Source organism: Roseivirga sp. (assembly GCF_034669765.1).
GTDB lineage: Bacteria > Bacteroidota > Bacteroidia > Cytophagales > Cyclobacteriaceae > Roseivirga.
In genome coordinates, this window is the sequence record NZ_JAXMOQ010000007.1 from 148,695 (window position 1) to 166,172 (window position 17,478).

General features: G+C 38.6%; 16 protein-coding genes. 12 read left to right on the top strand and 4 right to left on the bottom strand.

The window, feature by feature from the left end; genetic code table 11:
- Window positions 1-414: 414 nt before the first annotated feature.
- The 3 genes from VOI17_RS14740 to VOI17_RS14750 form a co-directional block, all read right to left on the bottom strand.
- Window positions 415-1,326, bottom strand: a complete 912-nt coding sequence (locus VOI17_RS14740) for a hypothetical protein (RefSeq protein ID WP_323757992.1) — start codon at window positions 1,324-1,326, stop codon at window positions 415-417.
- A 178-nt stretch (window positions 1,327-1,504) separates the two neighbouring features.
- Entirely contained in the window at window positions 1,505-2,074 is a 570-nt protein-coding gene (locus VOI17_RS14745) for a hypothetical protein (protein ID WP_323757993.1), read from the bottom strand.
- Window positions 2,075-2,473: 399 nt separating this feature from the next.
- Window positions 2,474-2,803, bottom strand: coding sequence for a helix-turn-helix domain-containing protein (locus VOI17_RS14750; protein WP_323757994.1), 330 nt, complete (start codon window positions 2,801-2,803; stop codon window positions 2,474-2,476).
- Between the two features lie 303 nt (window positions 2,804-3,106).
- Between VOI17_RS14750 and VOI17_RS14755 the strand changes: the two genes are divergently transcribed.
- From VOI17_RS14755 to trhA, 11 genes are all read left to right on the top strand, one after another.
- On the top strand, window positions 3,107-3,634 hold the full coding sequence (locus VOI17_RS14755; protein ID WP_323757995.1) for a Panacea domain-containing protein: 528 nt from the start codon (window positions 3,107-3,109) through the stop codon (window positions 3,632-3,634).
- 16 nt (window positions 3,635-3,650) lie between these two features.
- Window positions 3,651-4,115: a hypothetical protein gene (locus VOI17_RS14760; RefSeq protein WP_323757996.1), complete on the top strand. Its 465-nt coding sequence runs from the start codon at window positions 3,651-3,653 to the stop codon at window positions 4,113-4,115.
- Between the two features lie 441 nt (window positions 4,116-4,556).
- A complete protein-coding gene (gene dinB / locus VOI17_RS14765) occupies window positions 4,557-5,768 on the top strand; it encodes a DNA polymerase IV (protein WP_323757997.1) in 1,212 nt (403 codons plus the stop codon).
- A 109-nt stretch (window positions 5,769-5,877) separates the two neighbouring features.
- Window positions 5,878-6,540, top strand: a complete 663-nt coding sequence (locus tag VOI17_RS14770) for a TIGR02594 family protein (RefSeq protein WP_323757998.1) — start codon at window positions 5,878-5,880, stop codon at window positions 6,538-6,540.
- 101 nt (window positions 6,541-6,641) lie between these two features.
- Window positions 6,642-7,610, top strand: coding sequence for a hypothetical protein (locus VOI17_RS14775; RefSeq protein ID WP_323757999.1), 969 nt, complete (start codon window positions 6,642-6,644; stop codon window positions 7,608-7,610).
- Window positions 7,610-8,683 (top strand): S8 family peptidase, encoded by a 1,074-nt coding sequence (locus VOI17_RS14780; protein WP_323758000.1) that lies wholly within the window; start codon window positions 7,610-7,612, stop codon window positions 8,681-8,683. Before VOI17_RS14775 ends, VOI17_RS14780 begins: the two co-directional genes overlap by 1 nt.
- Window positions 8,680-10,971, top strand: a complete 2,292-nt coding sequence (locus VOI17_RS14785; protein ID WP_323758001.1) for a hypothetical protein — start codon at window positions 8,680-8,682, stop codon at window positions 10,969-10,971. Before VOI17_RS14780 ends, VOI17_RS14785 begins: the two co-directional genes overlap by 4 nt.
- 85 nt (window positions 10,972-11,056) lie before the next feature.
- Complete coding sequence (locus VOI17_RS14790; protein ID WP_323758002.1) at window positions 11,057-11,566, top strand: hypothetical protein; 510 nt, start codon at window positions 11,057-11,059, stop codon at window positions 11,564-11,566.
- Window positions 11,567-11,655: 89 nt separating this feature from the next.
- Window positions 11,656-14,661: a DNA polymerase III subunit alpha gene (locus VOI17_RS14795; protein ID WP_323758003.1), complete on the top strand. Its 3,006-nt coding sequence runs from the start codon at window positions 11,656-11,658 to the stop codon at window positions 14,659-14,661.
- A gap of 92 nt (window positions 14,662-14,753) precedes the next feature.
- Entirely contained in the window at window positions 14,754-15,572 is an 819-nt protein-coding gene (locus VOI17_RS14800; RefSeq protein WP_323758004.1) for an ion transporter, read from the top strand.
- Window positions 15,562-16,215 (top strand): PAQR family membrane homeostasis protein TrhA, encoded by a 654-nt coding sequence (trhA, locus tag VOI17_RS14805; protein WP_323758005.1) that lies wholly within the window; start codon window positions 15,562-15,564, stop codon window positions 16,213-16,215. Before VOI17_RS14800 ends, trhA begins: the two co-directional genes overlap by 11 nt.
- Here the strand turns inward: trhA and VOI17_RS14810 are convergent.
- Window positions 16,212-16,754, bottom strand: a complete 543-nt coding sequence (locus VOI17_RS14810; RefSeq protein ID WP_323758006.1) for a 2'-5' RNA ligase family protein — start codon at window positions 16,752-16,754, stop codon at window positions 16,212-16,214. The genes trhA and VOI17_RS14810 overlap by 4 nt on opposite strands.
- A 168-nt stretch (window positions 16,755-16,922) precedes the next feature.
- Between VOI17_RS14810 and VOI17_RS14815 the strand changes: the two genes are divergently transcribed.
- Window positions 16,923-17,420 carry a hypothetical protein gene (locus VOI17_RS14815; protein ID WP_323758007.1) on the top strand — a complete coding sequence of 166 codons (498 nt, stop codon included), beginning with the start codon at window positions 16,923-16,925 and terminating at the stop codon, window positions 17,418-17,420.
- The last annotated feature ends 58 nt before the right edge of the window (window positions 17,421-17,478 follow it).

Genomic DNA, 17,478 nt, shown 5'->3' on the forward strand with positions numbered 1-17,478 from the left:
CTCTCTTTCTGCTTGTTCGGTTGCATAAAATTCATTTTCTAAGTATTCTTTTTTAAGTTATTGAATGCCCGAATTAATGCCACCAATTTTGCAAGCTTACTAATTTTAACATTTTCAAGAGGAGAGTCTTTTGAAATCTTCTTTGGCATGTTTAAATCCATAAATTAAGCTGCAAATTATATGCAGTATCATTACACCGCTTTCCAAATTTTGAGGGCTTGAGTTGTCAATCTGATAGGATATTCAATCCTTTTTTTGTGCCACATAAAGAAAATAAAAGACCGAATCATTGACCTCGACAATGTAAAAACCTGTTTTCAAATCCATTTAAAAAAGCTAATGCATTTAGCTCCAAGAATCGAATTAGCACTAATATATTTAGATACCCGTAGGGTGGAATGAGTCTCTTTTTACCTATCTTTTAATTGCCTTTTTGTATATTTCCGTATTGGTGTGGATGAACAATATAGAGAGCTTTAATTTTTCGACAGAAAAGGTTATTAGTAGTTCATTTTCTACATCAAGCCACATATCAGAAATTTCCTTCCCTGTCAGTAATTCGGCTAACCAGTCTTCTTCATGTAGAAAATTATAATCGAAATTGTGCCCACTTTGATTCTTTAGTTCTAGATAAGTAGACTTTATTAAATGTAGTCCAGCGAAACCAGAATAGAACATGTAGATTGAGGCGTCTTGATTGGTAGTATCTAACGCTATATATTCGAATGGACTAGAGTATTCGCTTTTGTGCCGAAGTTCATTGTCAATTTTTGTCCATTCTTTTCTATCATATTTAGTGCTGTCTATTTTTACCCCGTAAAATATTCTTTGAGATAAATTCGTAATTAGTTTGTCAATCTTAGGGGTGCTAAACTTAACATAGAACGACTCATTGTTCCATTCAATTGATACATATGTTCCCCGAGTAATGAATGTTTTATCTATTGATACTAATCCCCTCTTAATGGATTTATCTAATTGGTCAGGTGTCATATTATCGACTTCGCCAATACTCAGGTCGTTTTTCACCGCACCAAAATCCTTTGAAATATCAAAAAGTACGCTCTTATAGAATGAATAGGTTGGATTCTTTTTGCCAAAGCTGAATTGTACTCCTTCGGATGACTTTTTTTGAAATACAGCATCAAACCCTTGAATGGAGTTAGAAACCATGTATCCTTCTTTATCAGCATACTGACTCCAGCCAGCATCCTCTTTTAATTGATCGCTATTTATATGAACCCCGTGAAACTCAATAGGGATAAACTGACCACTTACAAAGTTGCTGAAACAACATAGTACTAGTAGAGTTAATAATTCTTTCATTATTCAGTGTTTTTACAACTAAAATTAACAATCACCAATATCCCCTTTTTACACCTAATAAGAAGTGTAAATTTCATTGAGTATTAAATCATACTGTTGCTCAATTTTGGCATCAGTCGAGTCAAGTCTTTGATGCTTCCTTTTGTGCGAGGTATGATCCCCAATAAATGGGCTTTCCTTATTCTCTAGGATTCACAATTGTATCCTCTTTAACCAAAACCGAGTCATTCTTTTCATTTAGGTCCAAATTTGGCTTAATGTCTCTTTCTACTTTGCTTTCTTCTTTTTCAGTTGTTTTAAATGGACCTTCCGGTAAAAAAAAGCTTGCTGTTTGAATTAATAATGAGCCGACTACTAACCACCTGAAATATTTTTCTCTTTTGTTACTTGAAAGGGTAGTATTGAGGACTTTTACTTCGAGATCATGCTTTTCCTCTTCTCTTTTAATTCTTGCGGCTTCGATTTCATTCTTTTTTTTTAGTAACTCTAATTCATTTAAATAATCCTGTAGCTCCGCTTCAAGATATTGACTTAATTCTTCAAAGGAGTAACTCTCACCTCTATTTGTAATTAAGTGAAGTCTTTCATCATTGGATGATGTCTTGATTAAGTCCTCTCCAACAAGAAAATCAGCGGCCTTAATTCTCAATGTAGTTTGACCTTCTGAAGTCCATACAGTCCTAGTATTTTCCTTTACTTCCTTAAAGACCTCTAATACTGCAGAGATAAATTCCTGAGTGTATTGCATATTCCTTATTTAAATTATCTAAAATCTGTTTCGTCTGTATTCCCCCTTGGACATATTGTATTTGTAGCATCGTGCTTGAAGGTTTATGTATTCTGTTTTTCTTCCTTTTGATCCTCTCTAATAACTCCACAACAGGCCCGTAACCTTCCGATTGAACAAGCCATCCTGACTCTTTGAGCATGTGGTCAATTCGATCTCTCGCAATTTGTTCTGGGTTTTGATTAAGTGTTTCAGACGTGCTAAGCCTATTTTTGATGGTACAATCTAATATTTTTGCTAGAAGTGACAACACCATTTATTTTTATCAAAGGATAATATTAAATTAAAATATGCTAAAACGATCGTTTTAGTATAGCTGGCACTATTCAAATAAGGGGTTTTAACTAAAAATCGACCAATTTAGAGCCTTGGCCTTCTTATTTTCCGCATATGATTGGCGGCTTCTTGCTCTAGTTCATAATCCGTTTTTATTCTGAATTTTGTTACCCATTCAATGATGTCTGATTTTTTGAAATACAGGTGTTTTCCAGTTGGCTTATAAAATGGTATTTCCATGTTATGGGTTAGCTTATAAAGTTGACTCATTGAAATAGATAGATAATCCGCAAGCTCTATCGCGTTCATTATTTCCTTGTCAGTAACTGTAACTTCATCACCTCCTTTGTTTTGTTTAAGTAAGCGTTCAATTGATTCTAATTTTTCAATAATTACTTCAAAGGGATTTTCCATACGATTTGATTAAATTTTACATAAAAGAAGTGGTATAAAATTCAGTTTGATGATAAAACTTGGTATGCTAGCAAAATTCTTTTGAAGTAGGCGGAGGCGGTAACGAGCTCAATCACTAGTAGCCGTGGGATTGCTCTCATCATGGGGGAGTTTCAAGCTGGCGAAGCAAGTCTACAAAGGTTCTTTTGAGGGTTGAGAAAGGGTTGATTTGATAATAAATTGTAAAACTGCACGATTGTTGTATATTGTATATTCACTATGTACCTTTGCAGCGTTTTTAAATAATCCATAAAAACTTACCCAATGGACTCGGAGAGAGCAAGATCAGTACTTTTATACATCTATAATGATATAGGTGTAGATGGTTACTTACGAGCTTTCAAGTTGCTTTATTTAGCCGAAAGATACCACTTGGCCAAATATGGTAGGCCAATTCTGGATGATGATTACTGTGCGTTACCAAATGGGCCAGTACCAACTACTATCTATGACACCTTTAAGTCCTTGGGCAAAAAGTCCAATAATATTCTTTCAGGTTTTGATGATTCTTTCAAGGTTGAAAAATATACTGTAACTCCTTTGGCTGAACCAGATATGGATGAATTATCTCCCTCGATGATTGAGGCACTTGATTATTCTCTCCATACTTTTAGAAATTATCCTACTCCTAAACTTGTCAATGAGTCCCATGATGATGCATGGAATAGAGCCACCAATAGATCTGGTCTAAGAATTATGGAACTGAAAGAAATTGCTGAAGCTGGTGGTGCCTCAAATGCTGCATTAGAATATCTAACCCTTTCTCTCGAAAATAATCATTTTGTAGATTAATTCTGAATTCCCTGAGATGCCATCTTTACTGGATTTATTAGGGAACAACGATAAAGAAAAGTTAATTGAACAAAGAATTATACGTGGGTCTGTAATTAAAATCAGTAACCTATTTAAACAAGGTGGCAGTGTCAAGTATCTAGTAATACTTGGGAAAAATCCATCTGGAGATTTTATTGGATCAGTCTGTATTAATACCCCTAGAAACAACGGGTTAATGCAAAATGATTCTGTTTTTAAAGATTTACAACACTATATTTTCAAAAGTAAAAATGGGTTTCTGAAGCATGATAGTTTGGTAAATTGTAGCCAAATAACTAGACTTTCATGTGATAGAATTAAAGAATGCTTTAATGATAACTTCGATAATCATTTGGGATTTTTGGATGAGGCAGATGTTAAAGAGGTTATTAAAAAAGTAGTTTCTGCACCAACAATTACGCCTAAGCAACTTAAGGAATTTCAATTATTGGGAGCTTAATTTTTTTTGGACTGGTAAAAAGAGAGAATAATAATGTTACCCATAATGTCACCCAATTTTCTTATATTTAACTGTTAATCAATCAGTTGATAACTCTTGTCGGGATCACTAAAAGGCCTCGGTTTTACATAAATCGGGGCTTTTTATATTCTATGACATAGACGTCTTATTTAAGGTTCTGGTAAAAAACTTAAATAATGAACTCGGTTATTTTAAATCCCAATAATAGCCTCGCCCCTCCGATTTATTTTGAATCGAATTACAGTACTTACAGTAATGATATTCAACACAAAATAAACTCATGATGACATCTCGCGCCCCTAGTCTACTTCCTCATAACTAATAACCCTTAACTACTTTAGTATTTATAATTAAAAAATCTAATAATTTTAGTTAACTAAAATTATTAGATTTACGTTGGCTTTTGGAAAGACTACTGAATTGGAAAAAACAATCCTTCATCTCGATATGGATACATTTTTTGTGTCTGTTGAACGCCTGCTCGATAGTAGGCTTATTGGTAAACCTGTGCTTATTGGGGGAGTTACCGATCGTGGGGTGGTGGCTGCCTGTAGTTATGAAGCACGTGCTTATGGTGTGCATTCGGCCATGCCTATGAAACGGGCCAAAGAACTTTGTCCCGATGCCATTCAAATTCGAGGCAATTCTGCCACTTATACCAACTATTCTGAGGATGTGACGAAGATTATAAAAGAGACGGTTCCACTTTATGAGAAATCCTCTATCGATGAGTTTTATGCTGATTTAACAGGTTTGGATAAGTTTTTCAATAGTTATCTCATGGCTTCGGAACTGCGGAAAAGGATTACCAAAGAAACAGGGCTGCCTATTTCTTTCGGCTTATCGAAGAACAAAACCATTTCTAAAATAGCTACGGGCGAGGCAAAACCCAACAACCAAATAAAGGTCGATTTGGGCTATGAAATGCCCTTTATTGCCCCGCTTTCCATCAGTAAAATTCCTATGGTGGGCGAAAAAACGCAGCAGACACTGTACAGTTTGGGGGTAAAGCAGATCAGAACCATTCAGGAAATGCCCATGGAACTGATGGAAAAAGTACTGGGTAAAAATGGAGTGAGCATTTGGAAGAAAGCCCAGGCGTTAGACAATTCGCCTGTGATGCCTTACAACGAACGCAAGTCAATTTCTACCGAAAGAACTTTTGACCGAGATACCATTGATGTGATTAAACTCAAAGGTATACTCCTGGCCATGGCTGAAAACCTTGCCTTTCAGTTGCGCAGGGGACAAAAACTTACTTCTTGCGTTACTGTCAAAGTGCGTTATTCCGATTTCAACACTTATACACTACAGTCCCGAATTCCATATACTTCCGCAGACCATGTGTTGATTGCTAAGGTGCTGGAGTTGTTTAATAAACTCTACCATAAACGACTTTTAGTCAGACTGATTGGCGTCAGGTTTAGCCATTTGGTAGAAGGAAGTTACCAGATTAACCTTTTTGAAGATATAGAAGAGCAACTCAACCTTTATCATGCCATGGACAAAATGCGCGACAAATATGGAGATAGAGTGGTCATGCGCGCAGCCGGTATGGAAGCTCGGACCATCAGCCGTTTTAATCCTTTTAATGGCGAACCACCTCCGCTGTTGCCGAATAGGAGGAGATAATCTTATAAACAGCTCTTTGTCATTGAGTTATGTGTTTAAATACCTATTTGTGGGTATTTCTCATAAGGCTTTTAATTACTTACTTCATCATATATAACTAGAGTTAAGTATGAGTCAGTTGTTGAAAATAGCTTTTGAAGAATTGGGTGTAAGTGAGATTCCAGGGTCGGAGCATGAGAAAAAAATACTGCAATACGCCCAAGATTCAGGCTTCGAAACCATTAAAGATGATGAAACTCCGTGGTGCAGTATATTTGTTAATTTCTGTTGCCATCGCCTGGGTTATATAAAAAGTGGTAAAGCGAATGCCAGATCGTGGATGCAGGTAGGCACGAAAGTTAATGATCCATTGCCTGGAGATATTGTGGTATTTTGGAGAGAAAGTGTTCACTCATGGAAAGGACATGTCGGTTTTTTCTTAGGCTTTTCTCCAAAGGGAGATAAAGTTTTTTGCCTAGGAGGAAATCAAGCTAACAGCGTATCAGTAGCGGCCTATGATGCCCAAAAAGTGCTAGGCTTTAGAAGGGTTGAGGCACAAAAGAAATTATCCATACCCAAGCCTGTATTGAAAAAAGGAAGCAGAGGTTCAGAGGTAATGAAGCTGCAAGAACTTCTAAATCAACTGCATTGTCCTTGCGGAGACCCCGATGGCGTTTTCGGGCAAAAAACCGAAGATGCTTTGCGTCTGCTGCAAGCCAATAACAGGCTGACCATTGATGGGGTTTACGGACAGCAATCAGTTAATGTGTTAGAGTCTTTGCTCCAAACCTAGGGTTCTGGGTGGAATAATTCATAGAAGATATGACCTCAACTAAGATAGTCACTTTAACAAGGCAAGAGAAAGACGAAGCATTTTATCTAAACCAATAGATCATGATCAACTCACAAATATTAGATATAGTCCTAGGTTTTTCCTTTCTGTTCTTCTTATTCAGCACTCTCGTAACGCTTTTGGTGGAGTACGCTTCCTCAAAGATGGACTTGAGAGCTAAAAACCTTAAGAAAGGTATTGTCAAATTGTTAGATGATTCAGAAGGTCAAGGCTTATCGAAGTTCTTTTTTGAACACCCCTTAATTAAGGGACTTTCAGAAAATGGGAATAAGGGGTTTTCTAATTTGAGTAGCGATAAGTTCTCTAAAGTATTGATGGATGTTCTAAGAACTGGAGGTGACTCCAAAAAGGTAGGGCGGGAGTCAAATTTTGATAATTATACAATAACTCAGTCCATAGATAAGGTGGGCAAAGATAATTTTAAGAATCCTGAGGGCTCAGAAACACTTGGTCTAATTAAGACTTTCTCAAAAGAGGCCAGTGAAGATATAAAAGAGTTTCAGAACAAGCTTGAAAGCTGGTTCGATGAACAAGGTGATCGAATGAAAGATTGGTTCAGTCGAGAGATTAAAAAAGTAACTCTGATTACCAGTGTGATACTTGTGCTGTTATTTAATATTGATACTGTAAGAATCTACGAAACACTTTCTCAAAATGAACAACTCAGAATTCAATTTGCAAACTCAGCATCTGAATACTTTAAAACTAATCCAAAAGAGGGGGAAGAGAAAAAAGGTGTCGACACGCTTCAAGAAAAATTGACTCAATTCTACAGTGGGAGCTTAGAGGGGTCTATTAATTTGCTTGGGCTTGGATGGCCTCAGGGCTGGGCTTATTACGAAGAGCGCGGCTTAAGAATGCTATGGGCTCTTTTTGGAATGGCTTTGTCTGTTTTGGCCATTTCTTTTGGAGCCCCATTTTGGTATGATGTGATCAGCAGAGTTAATAAGCTTAGAAATACCACTCAGCAAAATCAAAGCAAAATCATAAAACCTCAACCTGTAGGATAATGACAGTCAAAGCAACACAAGAAGTACACATAAGAGCAAACGAACCTTGGATCAAGTCGGGTAATAAAAAGGGAATTTTGTATCCTGGCTTTGAGGTTGAGGTGATTAATGTAATTAACACCAATGCCCAAGTAATTAACGGCAACGGTACTTGGTATCAAGACAAGAATGGAGACTATTTATGGAGTGGAGGCTTTAGCCAAATCAATGAGCTAGGTATTTCAAATAGGTTATATCAAGACTCAAATTTTTGGTGGCACAGAGATTACCACCTTCATGAATTATGGGGTCAAGGCCTTACTGGAAAAGGGATAAAGGTAGGTATACTTGATTCCGGTATCGACCTACCTCATACAGATCTAATAATATCAACAAATCAGCTATTTGATTGTACACAAAGTGGAAATATTAATGACTACACTGGTCATGGCACTCATGTTAGCGGAATAATAAAGTCGACTAGCAATGGCTTTGGCACTAAGGGGATAGCTTTTGATGCTGATTTTTTCTTTATGAAAATAACCGATGATGTTGATGGAGATCAGCCACAATATATGGCTAACGCAATAAGAAAAGCCATTGATCTTGACTTGGATATTATTTCAATTAGTAATGGGGTGGAAAAGCTAAATACTGATATTCGGAAAGCGATTGAGGAAGCCGCAGCTAAATCCATTCTTGTGATATGTGCGGCAGGCAACAGGACAGGTGCTTCAGGTAGCGATGTGCTCTATCCAGCTAAGTTTGACTCTACAATTTCTATAGGTGGTTGTACAGAAAGCCAAGAGCCTCTTTCAGACTCTATCAATACCAATTACACAGAGCTATTTGCACCAGGTAAAGATATTTTATCTACTTATCCAAATAACGCATACAGGGCACTTTCTGGATCGAGCCAAGCAACTCCTTTTGTTGCGGGCATTGCTTGCCTGCTGCTTCAAAGAGCTAGACAATTAAATGCTGATTTTAAATCCGACCAGTTAAAACAGATGTTAATTGACAGTAGTGATTCTTCTGTTCAAAACATAAAAATTATAAACCCATTATTAGCCTTAGAAATGATCAACTCATGAAACAATGCGTAATTTTACTGTTAGCGATATTACTATTTTTACCTTTAACACTTAAGGCGCAAATGCCCTATTACGATGCTTTAGATTTGAAAAAACTGAAGTTCATAGAGCGAAATGGCATACTTTTTTTTCCAGTAACGGATACCGCTAATAAACGAGCATCTGAAATTCTAGCTAAATATTTAGATACTGAAGATCCATCTAAAGTTTCTGACGTATTTGGTAATAATCCTTTTTTCAGAGTGGCTCCGTTGAATGCTCAAAGTTCATCGAATTTCAATAAAATAGAATCAGACTTATTGGGTGGGATTGGTGGCATCAATGTCACCAACTTTGCAGATGGCCTAGCTAAATTTCTAGTGGAGCGAACCAAAGAAGAACTTACGGCTACCTTTTTCGAGAAGTTTAAGAGTGAATTGGACTCAATTGAGGAACTGAATATAATGTTTCCTAAGACTCACGACTTACTCCAAAGCATTGATCAGGAGATCTATAACATTTCTGCTTATCTCAATATGTTGAGAGAGACATTTACTCAGGATCTCAAAACCATAATACCCAACCTGAGAAGACTGATAAACTCATCGGAACTCGACAAATATTTCGACTTAAACCCTACTGTAAAGTTTGTTTTAAATGATGCGCTGCTTATTGCTGAAGATCTTCAATCTGGGAAACACCCCGGAGATGTTATAACGAGACTAAAGAATGAAGCAAAAACAACCGCACCCATAAAATATTATAAGCCATCTCTTGAAAGTATAGATTTGATTTCCCAATCATTGAGGTCAAAGCAGAAGGAAAGGTATTGGGTGCCTTCAGATTCAGTGGCATTGCTGGTTAAGGACAAGGTTGCCTTTAAAATCTATTTGGGACTCGTTTACCAAAAGGCAGATGGTATTGAATTCAAGGATGACTTGTCTTTTAGAACAGTTTTAGATGATGTTCATACAACAGAATTAAAAAAAGAGGCATTAGGAAATTATATATCAGAGATTGCCGCGAACGCACAGCGTGTGGATGAAGCCCTAAAGTCTGTTAAAGCATTAAACCAAAGTGATAGTAAAAATTATGAAAACCACTTTCAGTTCTATAGTGCAGCATTAGACCTCATGGAGCAAGCAATGCAGTTCAGAGGTGTTGATAAATTATCTGAACTTATAGGGGTTGAGCAAGAGGCGGAAATTAAAGATTTTCTTTCAATCGCCAGAACGTCAGGGGGTTTGTATCTGAATATTACTCAAAAGAAATACTTCCCTGCAGTACTTGACCTTAGCACAATCCTTTCTGAGGGTTTTGTCAATGATCTTGCTAAATATAATGCATCGATTAATAGTGTCGATGATTTAGTGAAAGACTTGCGAAAAATTAAAAAGAAACCCTCAGGAGAAGTGACGGCAAAGAGTGCCTTTATCATTGATTTTAAGAGGCAACTGAAAGGTTTATTGGAAGCGATTGATGCTTTAGGAGATAGCATAGACGCTTCTGTTTTAGAAAAACACTACGAGTCTTTGGCTTCGGGTAACATGCCTGATTTAAACGAACTTATTAAGTCCTTAGAAACGCTTAAAATTCCAGATACTTTAAAATCAGAAATAGTCTCTTTAGAGGCTAAGCTGGGGAAGCTACCTCAATTAATAATGAAGTACGGAAACCTTGCGGCAGGTATTGCCGAGGCACAAAACTCGGAAGAAGTGAAGAATATGATTGCAGCGGTGGCTCTTCCCGCTGGTAGCTCTTCGATTAAGAAGAAGACTGTATTCAATCTAGCGCTTAATGCTTATGTTGGTCCGGCCTTTAGTCGTGAAAAATTGAATGACGGTCCGATTGGACTGAAAAATGAATTTAGTGGTGGTTTTGGATTATCAACCCCTGTAGGCATTAGTATAAGTGTTGGGCGAAAGAGTATAAAAAACAAGTACTCCTCTTTTTCCGCTTTTGCTTCTCTAATTGATATTGGTGCGTTGGCAAGCTTTAGATTTAATGTAGCTGATTCGGTAGCTATTAAAGATGCCAATGGTAATTCCACTATGGCATCAGTGTCTGAATTGCCAGAGATCAAGCTAGAAAATATTTTTGCTCCTGGGCTCTATTTAGTTTATGGTGTACCAAAGGCGCCTATTTCTTTTGGCGCTGGGGCTCAATATTCTCCACAATTGAGGAAAGTAGAGCTGACTCCTGAAGATCTAACGTTACCAAAAATAGATGTACAAAGTTCACTACTACGATTTCAGTTCTTCATTGCAATAGATATTCCAGTATTAAATTTTTATTCGAAAACGCGGTAGCGTTAACTTAAAGTTAAGTGTCTAACATAAAACACTTTATGTATGAAAAGCAGTATAGATAAAGAGTCAAATAAAGTTAGGCATTATGGGTTTTTTGCTTCAAGCAGGACTGTTTGGATTGATTGGGGCAATATTGAGTGGATTAATCGGCTGGGGGAAGGATAGAGATATTGGCTTGAAAGAGTTTCAATATGGGTTGATAAAAGAGGCGTTGTCAATTTCAGATAGTCAGATTAGAGAAAATCAGGTTAAATTACTATATGAAGTAAATTTATTGGATGATAAATTTATTTCTTCAGACACTTTAATTTACAGACTTACTTTTCAAAGAGGAAAGGCGGATGCTCGGGCGGCTTCTAGTTTGGCCGGGGCGATTAAGGAATTCTATTTAGTTGAAAATAGAGTACCAAAAGAAATATCCGAACTTAGAAAGGGTATGAATGTTGAAAAAATTTGGAAGTACTTTGATGGCAATATTCATTACTATGCTACCAGCGAAAGATCTTTCAGATTATTAACTCCTGGTGGCGATGGTGTGCTTTTTACTAGTGATGATAAAAAAATAGATTTTTCCAGTTTGGGTTTATCCAATTAATAACCTTTCGTCAGGCATTTAGCTAATTATTTTAGTGCGCTAAAATAATTAGTATTTTTGTTTTCAAGGCTTTAGCTAGAAAACAATAAATGTACCTCAACACCCATTCCTATTTCAGCTTTAAATACGGTACTGTTAAAACAGCCGAACTGCTTGCTCAAATGCAGCGGGCAGGGATACACACTTTTGCCTTAACCGATATTAATAGCACAGCTGCCAGTCTCAATTTTGTGCGAATGGCACCAAAATATGGAGTTAAACCAGTTTTGGGAATTGACTTCAGAAATGGAGCAGATCAATTGTTTGTGGCGGTTGCCAAAAACAACGAGGGTTTTAAAGAACTCAATGATTACCTCTCTCGGTTTCTTCATTCGGGCGAATGTATTCCGTCCAGAGCTCCAGCTTTTCAGTATGCTTTTGTGGTGTACCCTTTTCAGAAATACACCCATTTTTCGCTTCGCGAAGATGAATTTATTGGTATAAAACCTGCTGATTTAATTAAGCTGGTCTATCCACCACATCAGATGGAGAAGAGCAAACTGGTAATGTTGCCAACGGTCACATTCAGAAGTAAAATTGATAAGGAAACGGGAGAAAGAGTTGTTCTGAAAAAGGACTTTAATGCCCATCGTTTGTTGCGGGCCATCGATAACAATACACTGCTGAGCAAACTACCCAAGGCAGAAGAAGGCAGCGCGGAGGATTTCATTCGCCCTGTGGATGAATTAAAGAAATTGTATCGCGATCATCCCTATATGGTCACCAATACCGAAAAGCTATTGGCTGAATGCAGTATCCATTTTGATTTTGAAGGGGAAAACCTGAATAAGAATCAGCGCACTTATTGCGGTAGCCCCGAGGCGGATTATCAAATGTTGGAAAGGCTTTGCAAAGAAGGTTTTAACTATCGTTATCCGCAGTCTACCCAGAAAGTTCTAGACCGTATTCAAACCGAACTGGAGGTGATCAAGCAACAAGGTTTTATGTCTTATTTTCTGATCAATTGGCGCATTTGTCAGTATGCCAGAAGCAAAGACTATTTCTATGTGGGGCGGGGCAGTGGTGCCAATTCTGTGGTGGCGTATTTGCTGCGCATTACCGATGTAGACCCCATAGAACTCGATCTTTATTTCGAGCGTTTCATCAACCTTTACAGGAAAAATCCACCTGATTTCGATATTGATTTCTCTTGGAAAGACAGAGAAGACATCACCAGTTTCATCTTTTCGGAATTTAAAAATGCAGCCTTACTGGCGACCTATAGTACTTTTCAGTTCAAGGCCATTGTGCGTGAACTGGGCAAAGTACTCGGTGTGCCTCCACACGAAATTGATCATATCCAATCCGCTAAAGTGGAGGACTTGGACGAGCTACATTTGCTGGTTTTGCGCTATGGAAATTACATCGAGAATTTCCCCAGCCATCTGAGTATTCACGCAGGCGGAATCCTAATTTCGGAAAAGCCTATCCATTATTATACTGCCACCTATCTTCCCCCTAAGGGTTTTCCTACCACTCATTTCGATATGGTAGTGGCTGAAGATGTAGGCCTATATAAATTCGATATTCTGAGTCAGCGCGGTTTGGGAAAGATCAAGGAGAGTTTGTCAATCATTTCCAGAAACCATCCTGACGACCCGAATTTTGACATTCATAATATTGCTCAGTTTAAAAAAGACCCAAAAATCAAAGCCATGCTGCGCGAAGGACAGGCCATTGGTTGCTTTTATGTAGAGTCGCCCGCCATGCGCATGCTGCTCAAAAAACTGAGGGTGGAAGAATATTTGGGCTTGGTAGCGGCCAGTTCTGTCATTCGGCCTGGGGTGGCCAAATCAGGTATGATGCGCCAATACATTCTGCGCTTTCGCGACCCCGAAAAACGAAAAGAAGCCCACCCCACCATGCTGAGCATTATGCCAGAAACCTTTGGTGTAATGGTGTACCAAGAAGATGTAATTAAAGTGGCGCATTACTTTGCCGACCTTACTTTGGCGGAAGCCGATGTATTGCGCAGGGGCATGTCGGGGAAATACCGTTCTAGAGAAGAATTTCAAAGTGTACGCGATAAGTATTTTGAAAACTGCGCGGCCAAAGGCCATTCTCATCAGTTGGCAGCAGAAATTTGGAGACAAATTGAAAGCTTTGCGGGCTATGCTTTTGCCAAAGGGCATTCGGCCAGCTATGCGGTCGAAAGTTATCAAAGCCTTTTTCTGAAAGCCTATTATCCGAGGGAATATATGGTGGCCACTATGAACAACGGAGGAGGATTTTACAGTGTGGAGTTGTATGCGCACGAGGCTTTTATGCACGGTGCCGATATTCAAGCGCCTTGTGTAAACCAAAGTGAACAACTCTGCACCATTTATGGCAATACAATTTTTATGGGTTTGGCATTTATTGGAGCGCTAGAGCAAAACACGGTACAGGAAGTGCTCACAGAAAGGCAAAGGAACGGAGTGTTTATGAGCTTCGATCATTTTTTAAAAAGGGTGCAAATTTCACTCGACCAGCTGAGTTTGCTTATCCGAATCAATGCTTTTCGTTTTACGGGCTACACCAAAAAGGAATTGCTTTGGGAGGCTTACCTGAAACTAGGGCAGCAGAAAAAAACCAAGCCAACCAAAATGCTTTTCGACCCAGAAGTAAAACACTATAAATTACCTGAACTCAACTATGATCTGTTGGAAGATGCTTTCGATCAAATTGAGTTGCTCGGTTTTCCACTTTGTAATCCTTTCCATTTGTTAAAAGAGCAGCCACACAAAGAAGTAATGGCAAGACAAATGGAGCAGCATAAAAACAAGCTGGTGAGAATGGTGGGCTACTTAATCCATGTAAAAAGCACCACCACTTCGGGTGGAAAACGAATGCAATTTGGTACTTGGATTGACCGCGAAGGCTATTTTGTAGACAGTACGCACTTTCCGCCAGTAGCAGCAAAGCATCCTTTCAGAGGAAAAGGAATTTATGAAATTACAGGCAAGGTGGTAGAGGAATTCGATTTTTTCAGCCTAGAAGTTGTAGACATGCAAAAGCTTCCATTTATTCATGATCCACGATTGGCATTGGCCTCAAGGCATGCGAGTAATGGGTAGACTTCAATACAGGTACACTCACTAGGTTTTCAAAAACCTGACGGCATTCCCTTGATAATACATGAATCTCCAAATAATTGCTACTTTTGAGTATGCACAAACGCCTGAGGAAAAGGATCTACATCATAATTTTTGAAGCCGATACCCCTGCGGGTAAGGCCTTTGATGTGGCTTTGCTTTGGGCCATTGTAATTAGCGTATTGGCAGTAATTTTGGAAAGTGTTAAGTCACTCAACGATCATTATGGTCAGCTTTTTAAAATAGCAGAGTGGGTACTCACCATTGGCTTCTCCATTGAGTTTATTCTACGCTTATACGTTTCGGAAACGCCTAGAAAATATGCCTTTAGCTTTTACGGAATCATTGATTTGTTGGCAGTATTACCTGCTTATATCAGCTTAGTTTTTACCGGAACTCAGTACCTCCTTATCATTCGAGCATTAAGATTACTCAGGGTTTTTAGAATTTTAAAACTAGGCCGCTTTGTGGGTGAAGGCGAACAATTGGCCAGGGCTTTAAAGGCAAGTCGGCATAAAATCACGGTGTTTTTAGGTTCTGTACTCACGGTAGTAATGATTACTGGAACGGCCATGTATATGATTGAAGGAGGCGAAAATGGCTTTACCAGTATTCCGGTGAGTATGTATTGGGCCATTGTAACACTCACCACGGTAGGTTATGGAGATATTGCCCCGCAAACCGTCATTGGTCAGTCATTGGCTTCGTTCATTATGATTATGGGTTATGCGATTATTGCCGTGCCTACAGGAATTGTGACGGCAGAACTGACCAAGGACAATGCGGAAAGGAAGAAAGTAAAGTGCCCGAACTGCCATCAAACTGGGCATGAAGCCGTCTCGCACTACTGTAAATTTTGCGGCACACAGTTAATACTTCCAGATGAAAAATAAGGGAGAAGCCTATTCTCCAGAAGAGGAGCTGGCCAATGCATGGACGCATGGAATTGCGGCTCTTTTGGCAATTATTGGAACTGCGTTATTACTACTGAAAACTCCAGCGGATGCGACTGAAAAACAGGTTGGTTTTTTGGTCTTTGGCCTGAGCATGGTTTTGCTTTATGCCGCTTCAACGGCCTATCACAGTGTTAAATCCCAACAACGGAAATCATTATATAAGAAGCTAGATCACATTGCCATTTACGTTTTAATCGCAGGTACTTTTACTCCGTTTTGCTGGGTGGTGCTGCGTGAAGAAGCTTTGGGAATTAATGTGCTTATAGCGGTTTGGGCGATTGCCTTTGTTGGCACTATTTTCAAGATTTTCTTTACAGGTAAACTCGAAGCGCTTTCACTAATTTCTTATTTGGGAATGGGTTGGTTGGGCTTTACCCTGTTCTCTCGATTGTCAGAATTAATCTCACCCGATGCTGTAAACCTGTTGCTCTATGGCGGATTGTGTTACACTGCAGGCGTGATTTTTTACCTGATGCGCAAACTAAAATACCATCATGCCATTTGGCACCTCTTTGTCATGGGTGGAACTGCATTTCATTTTGCAGCAGTCTATTTATATGTGCTTCCCTTCGGAAATTAATTTTCAGGTTTGAAAACAAATTCGTGAAACGGATGCCATTGTTTGCCATCGTGTTTCAGCAGCCAGAAAGAATTAGCTTCAATTTCACCCTCAAAATTCTTGTGTTCAAACGTTGGCCAGGCTTTATAAAAGCCTTCTTTCTTTAAATCTCGAAAAGCCACGGTTATGTGCGGATGAAAACCACGGTTATGTGTTGGGTTAAAGAGCTTCATTTCGCGCCAAGTAAAACGGGTGAGCTGTTCCTGAAATGCGCTTAATTCGGCACAAGGCTTATTCTTAATGAAAATTGCTTTAGGGGGGAAAGCGCCAAAACCATCAAGCTCTATTTTAAAAGGGTTTACATTAGTTGTCTGCGTAAGTAAATCAATCAGTTTGGTTTCTTTCTTCTCTTTCCATTGAAAAGGCATGTGTAAAGTAAGGTGTGCTGGCGACCTCAAAGCACCCTTGCTTCCATAGGCTTCCACGAAATACTGTTTGACTTTTATGATCTCAGAGGCCAAAGGTTCAGAAGGAAGAATAGCGATGAAATAGCGGTTCACAGTTGTGGGTTTTAGCACTCAAAATTAGGCTTACTTTTTTGAACAGGGATCATTTGGTCAAGGAATTTTAATTTGGTGTTTAGGCATAATAATTCTCTGTTAAAAAAATTACAATTGTGAGGTTTATGGCACAGCCTTTGGTAACGACTGCGTAAATTTGAAGCCTTTATGCAAGCACCTAAATACTTCTTGGCCATTATACTTTCAATCATTGTTTTGACGGGTTGTAAAAACGATGATGATTCTCCAAAAATCAAGTTTACATCCGAGCAACTAAAAATGGTATATGGTGATACTGAAAAATCTTGGCGAGTTACTGCATATTATACCAACTACAGTAATAATGAATTGAGTGATTTCAATGATTGCTATAGAGATGATGTCTACATTTTCAAAGCCGATGCCCAAGAAGTTGAAGTGACTTTGGGTGATTTAGGCTGTTATTGGCCCGAGCCTGACGAACAAGTAGCCACGGTAAAGTACTTTTATGATGAAGCCACAGGCAAGTTTATAATAGAGCACAGTAGAGGCGAGGCGAGTGGAGATCATTTTGCATCTCAGTATTACCTATTGGAACTAGAAGAAATGTCTGAAACTCGTTTACTTTTTGGCTCAGGCGATAATGGAAAGTACTCCCGAGCAATTTTATTAGAGGCTGGTGAATGAGTGTATGGGTTGCGATCTATATTTATTTTTCTTTAGGTGGAAAATAAGTTAATTTCCG

Bases quoted from the DNA above. Each gene is read 5' to 3' on its own strand.
- VOI17_RS14750 (WP_323757994.1), bottom strand. From the start codon at position 2,803: ATGGAAAATCCCTTTGAAGTAATTATTGAAAAATTAGAATCAATTGAA.
- VOI17_RS14745 (WP_323757993.1), bottom strand. From the start codon at position 2,074: ATGCAATACACTCAGGAATTTATCTCTGCAGTATTAGAGGTCTTTAAG.
- trhA (WP_323758005.1), top strand. From the start codon at position 15,562: ATGAAAAATAAGGGAGAAGCCTATTCTCCAGAAGAGGAGCTGGCCAAT.
- VOI17_RS14790 (WP_323758002.1), top strand. From the start codon at position 11,057: ATGGGTTTTTTGCTTCAAGCAGGACTGTTTGGATTGATTGGGGCAATA.
- VOI17_RS14815 (WP_323758007.1), top strand. From the start codon at position 16,923: ATGCAAGCACCTAAATACTTCTTGGCCATTATACTTTCAATCATTGTT.
- VOI17_RS14785 (WP_323758001.1), top strand. From the start codon at position 8,680: ATGAAACAATGCGTAATTTTACTGTTAGCGATATTACTATTTTTACCT.
- VOI17_RS14780 (WP_323758000.1), top strand. From the start codon at position 7,610: ATGACAGTCAAAGCAACACAAGAAGTACACATAAGAGCAAACGAACCT.
- VOI17_RS14755 (WP_323757995.1), top strand. From the start codon at position 3,107: ATGGACTCGGAGAGAGCAAGATCAGTACTTTTATACATCTATAATGAT.
- VOI17_RS14760 (WP_323757996.1), top strand. From the start codon at position 3,651: ATGCCATCTTTACTGGATTTATTAGGGAACAACGATAAAGAAAAGTTA.
- VOI17_RS14800 (WP_323758004.1), top strand. From the start codon at position 14,754: ATGCACAAACGCCTGAGGAAAAGGATCTACATCATAATTTTTGAAGCC.
- VOI17_RS14770 (WP_323757998.1), top strand. From the start codon at position 5,878: ATGAGTCAGTTGTTGAAAATAGCTTTTGAAGAATTGGGTGTAAGTGAG.
- VOI17_RS14775 (WP_323757999.1), top strand. From the start codon at position 6,642: ATGATCAACTCACAAATATTAGATATAGTCCTAGGTTTTTCCTTTCTG.
- VOI17_RS14740 (WP_323757992.1), bottom strand. From the start codon at position 1,326: ATGAAAGAATTATTAACTCTACTAGTACTATGTTGTTTCAGCAACTTT.
- VOI17_RS14795 (WP_323758003.1), top strand. From the start codon at position 11,656: ATGTACCTCAACACCCATTCCTATTTCAGCTTTAAATACGGTACTGTT.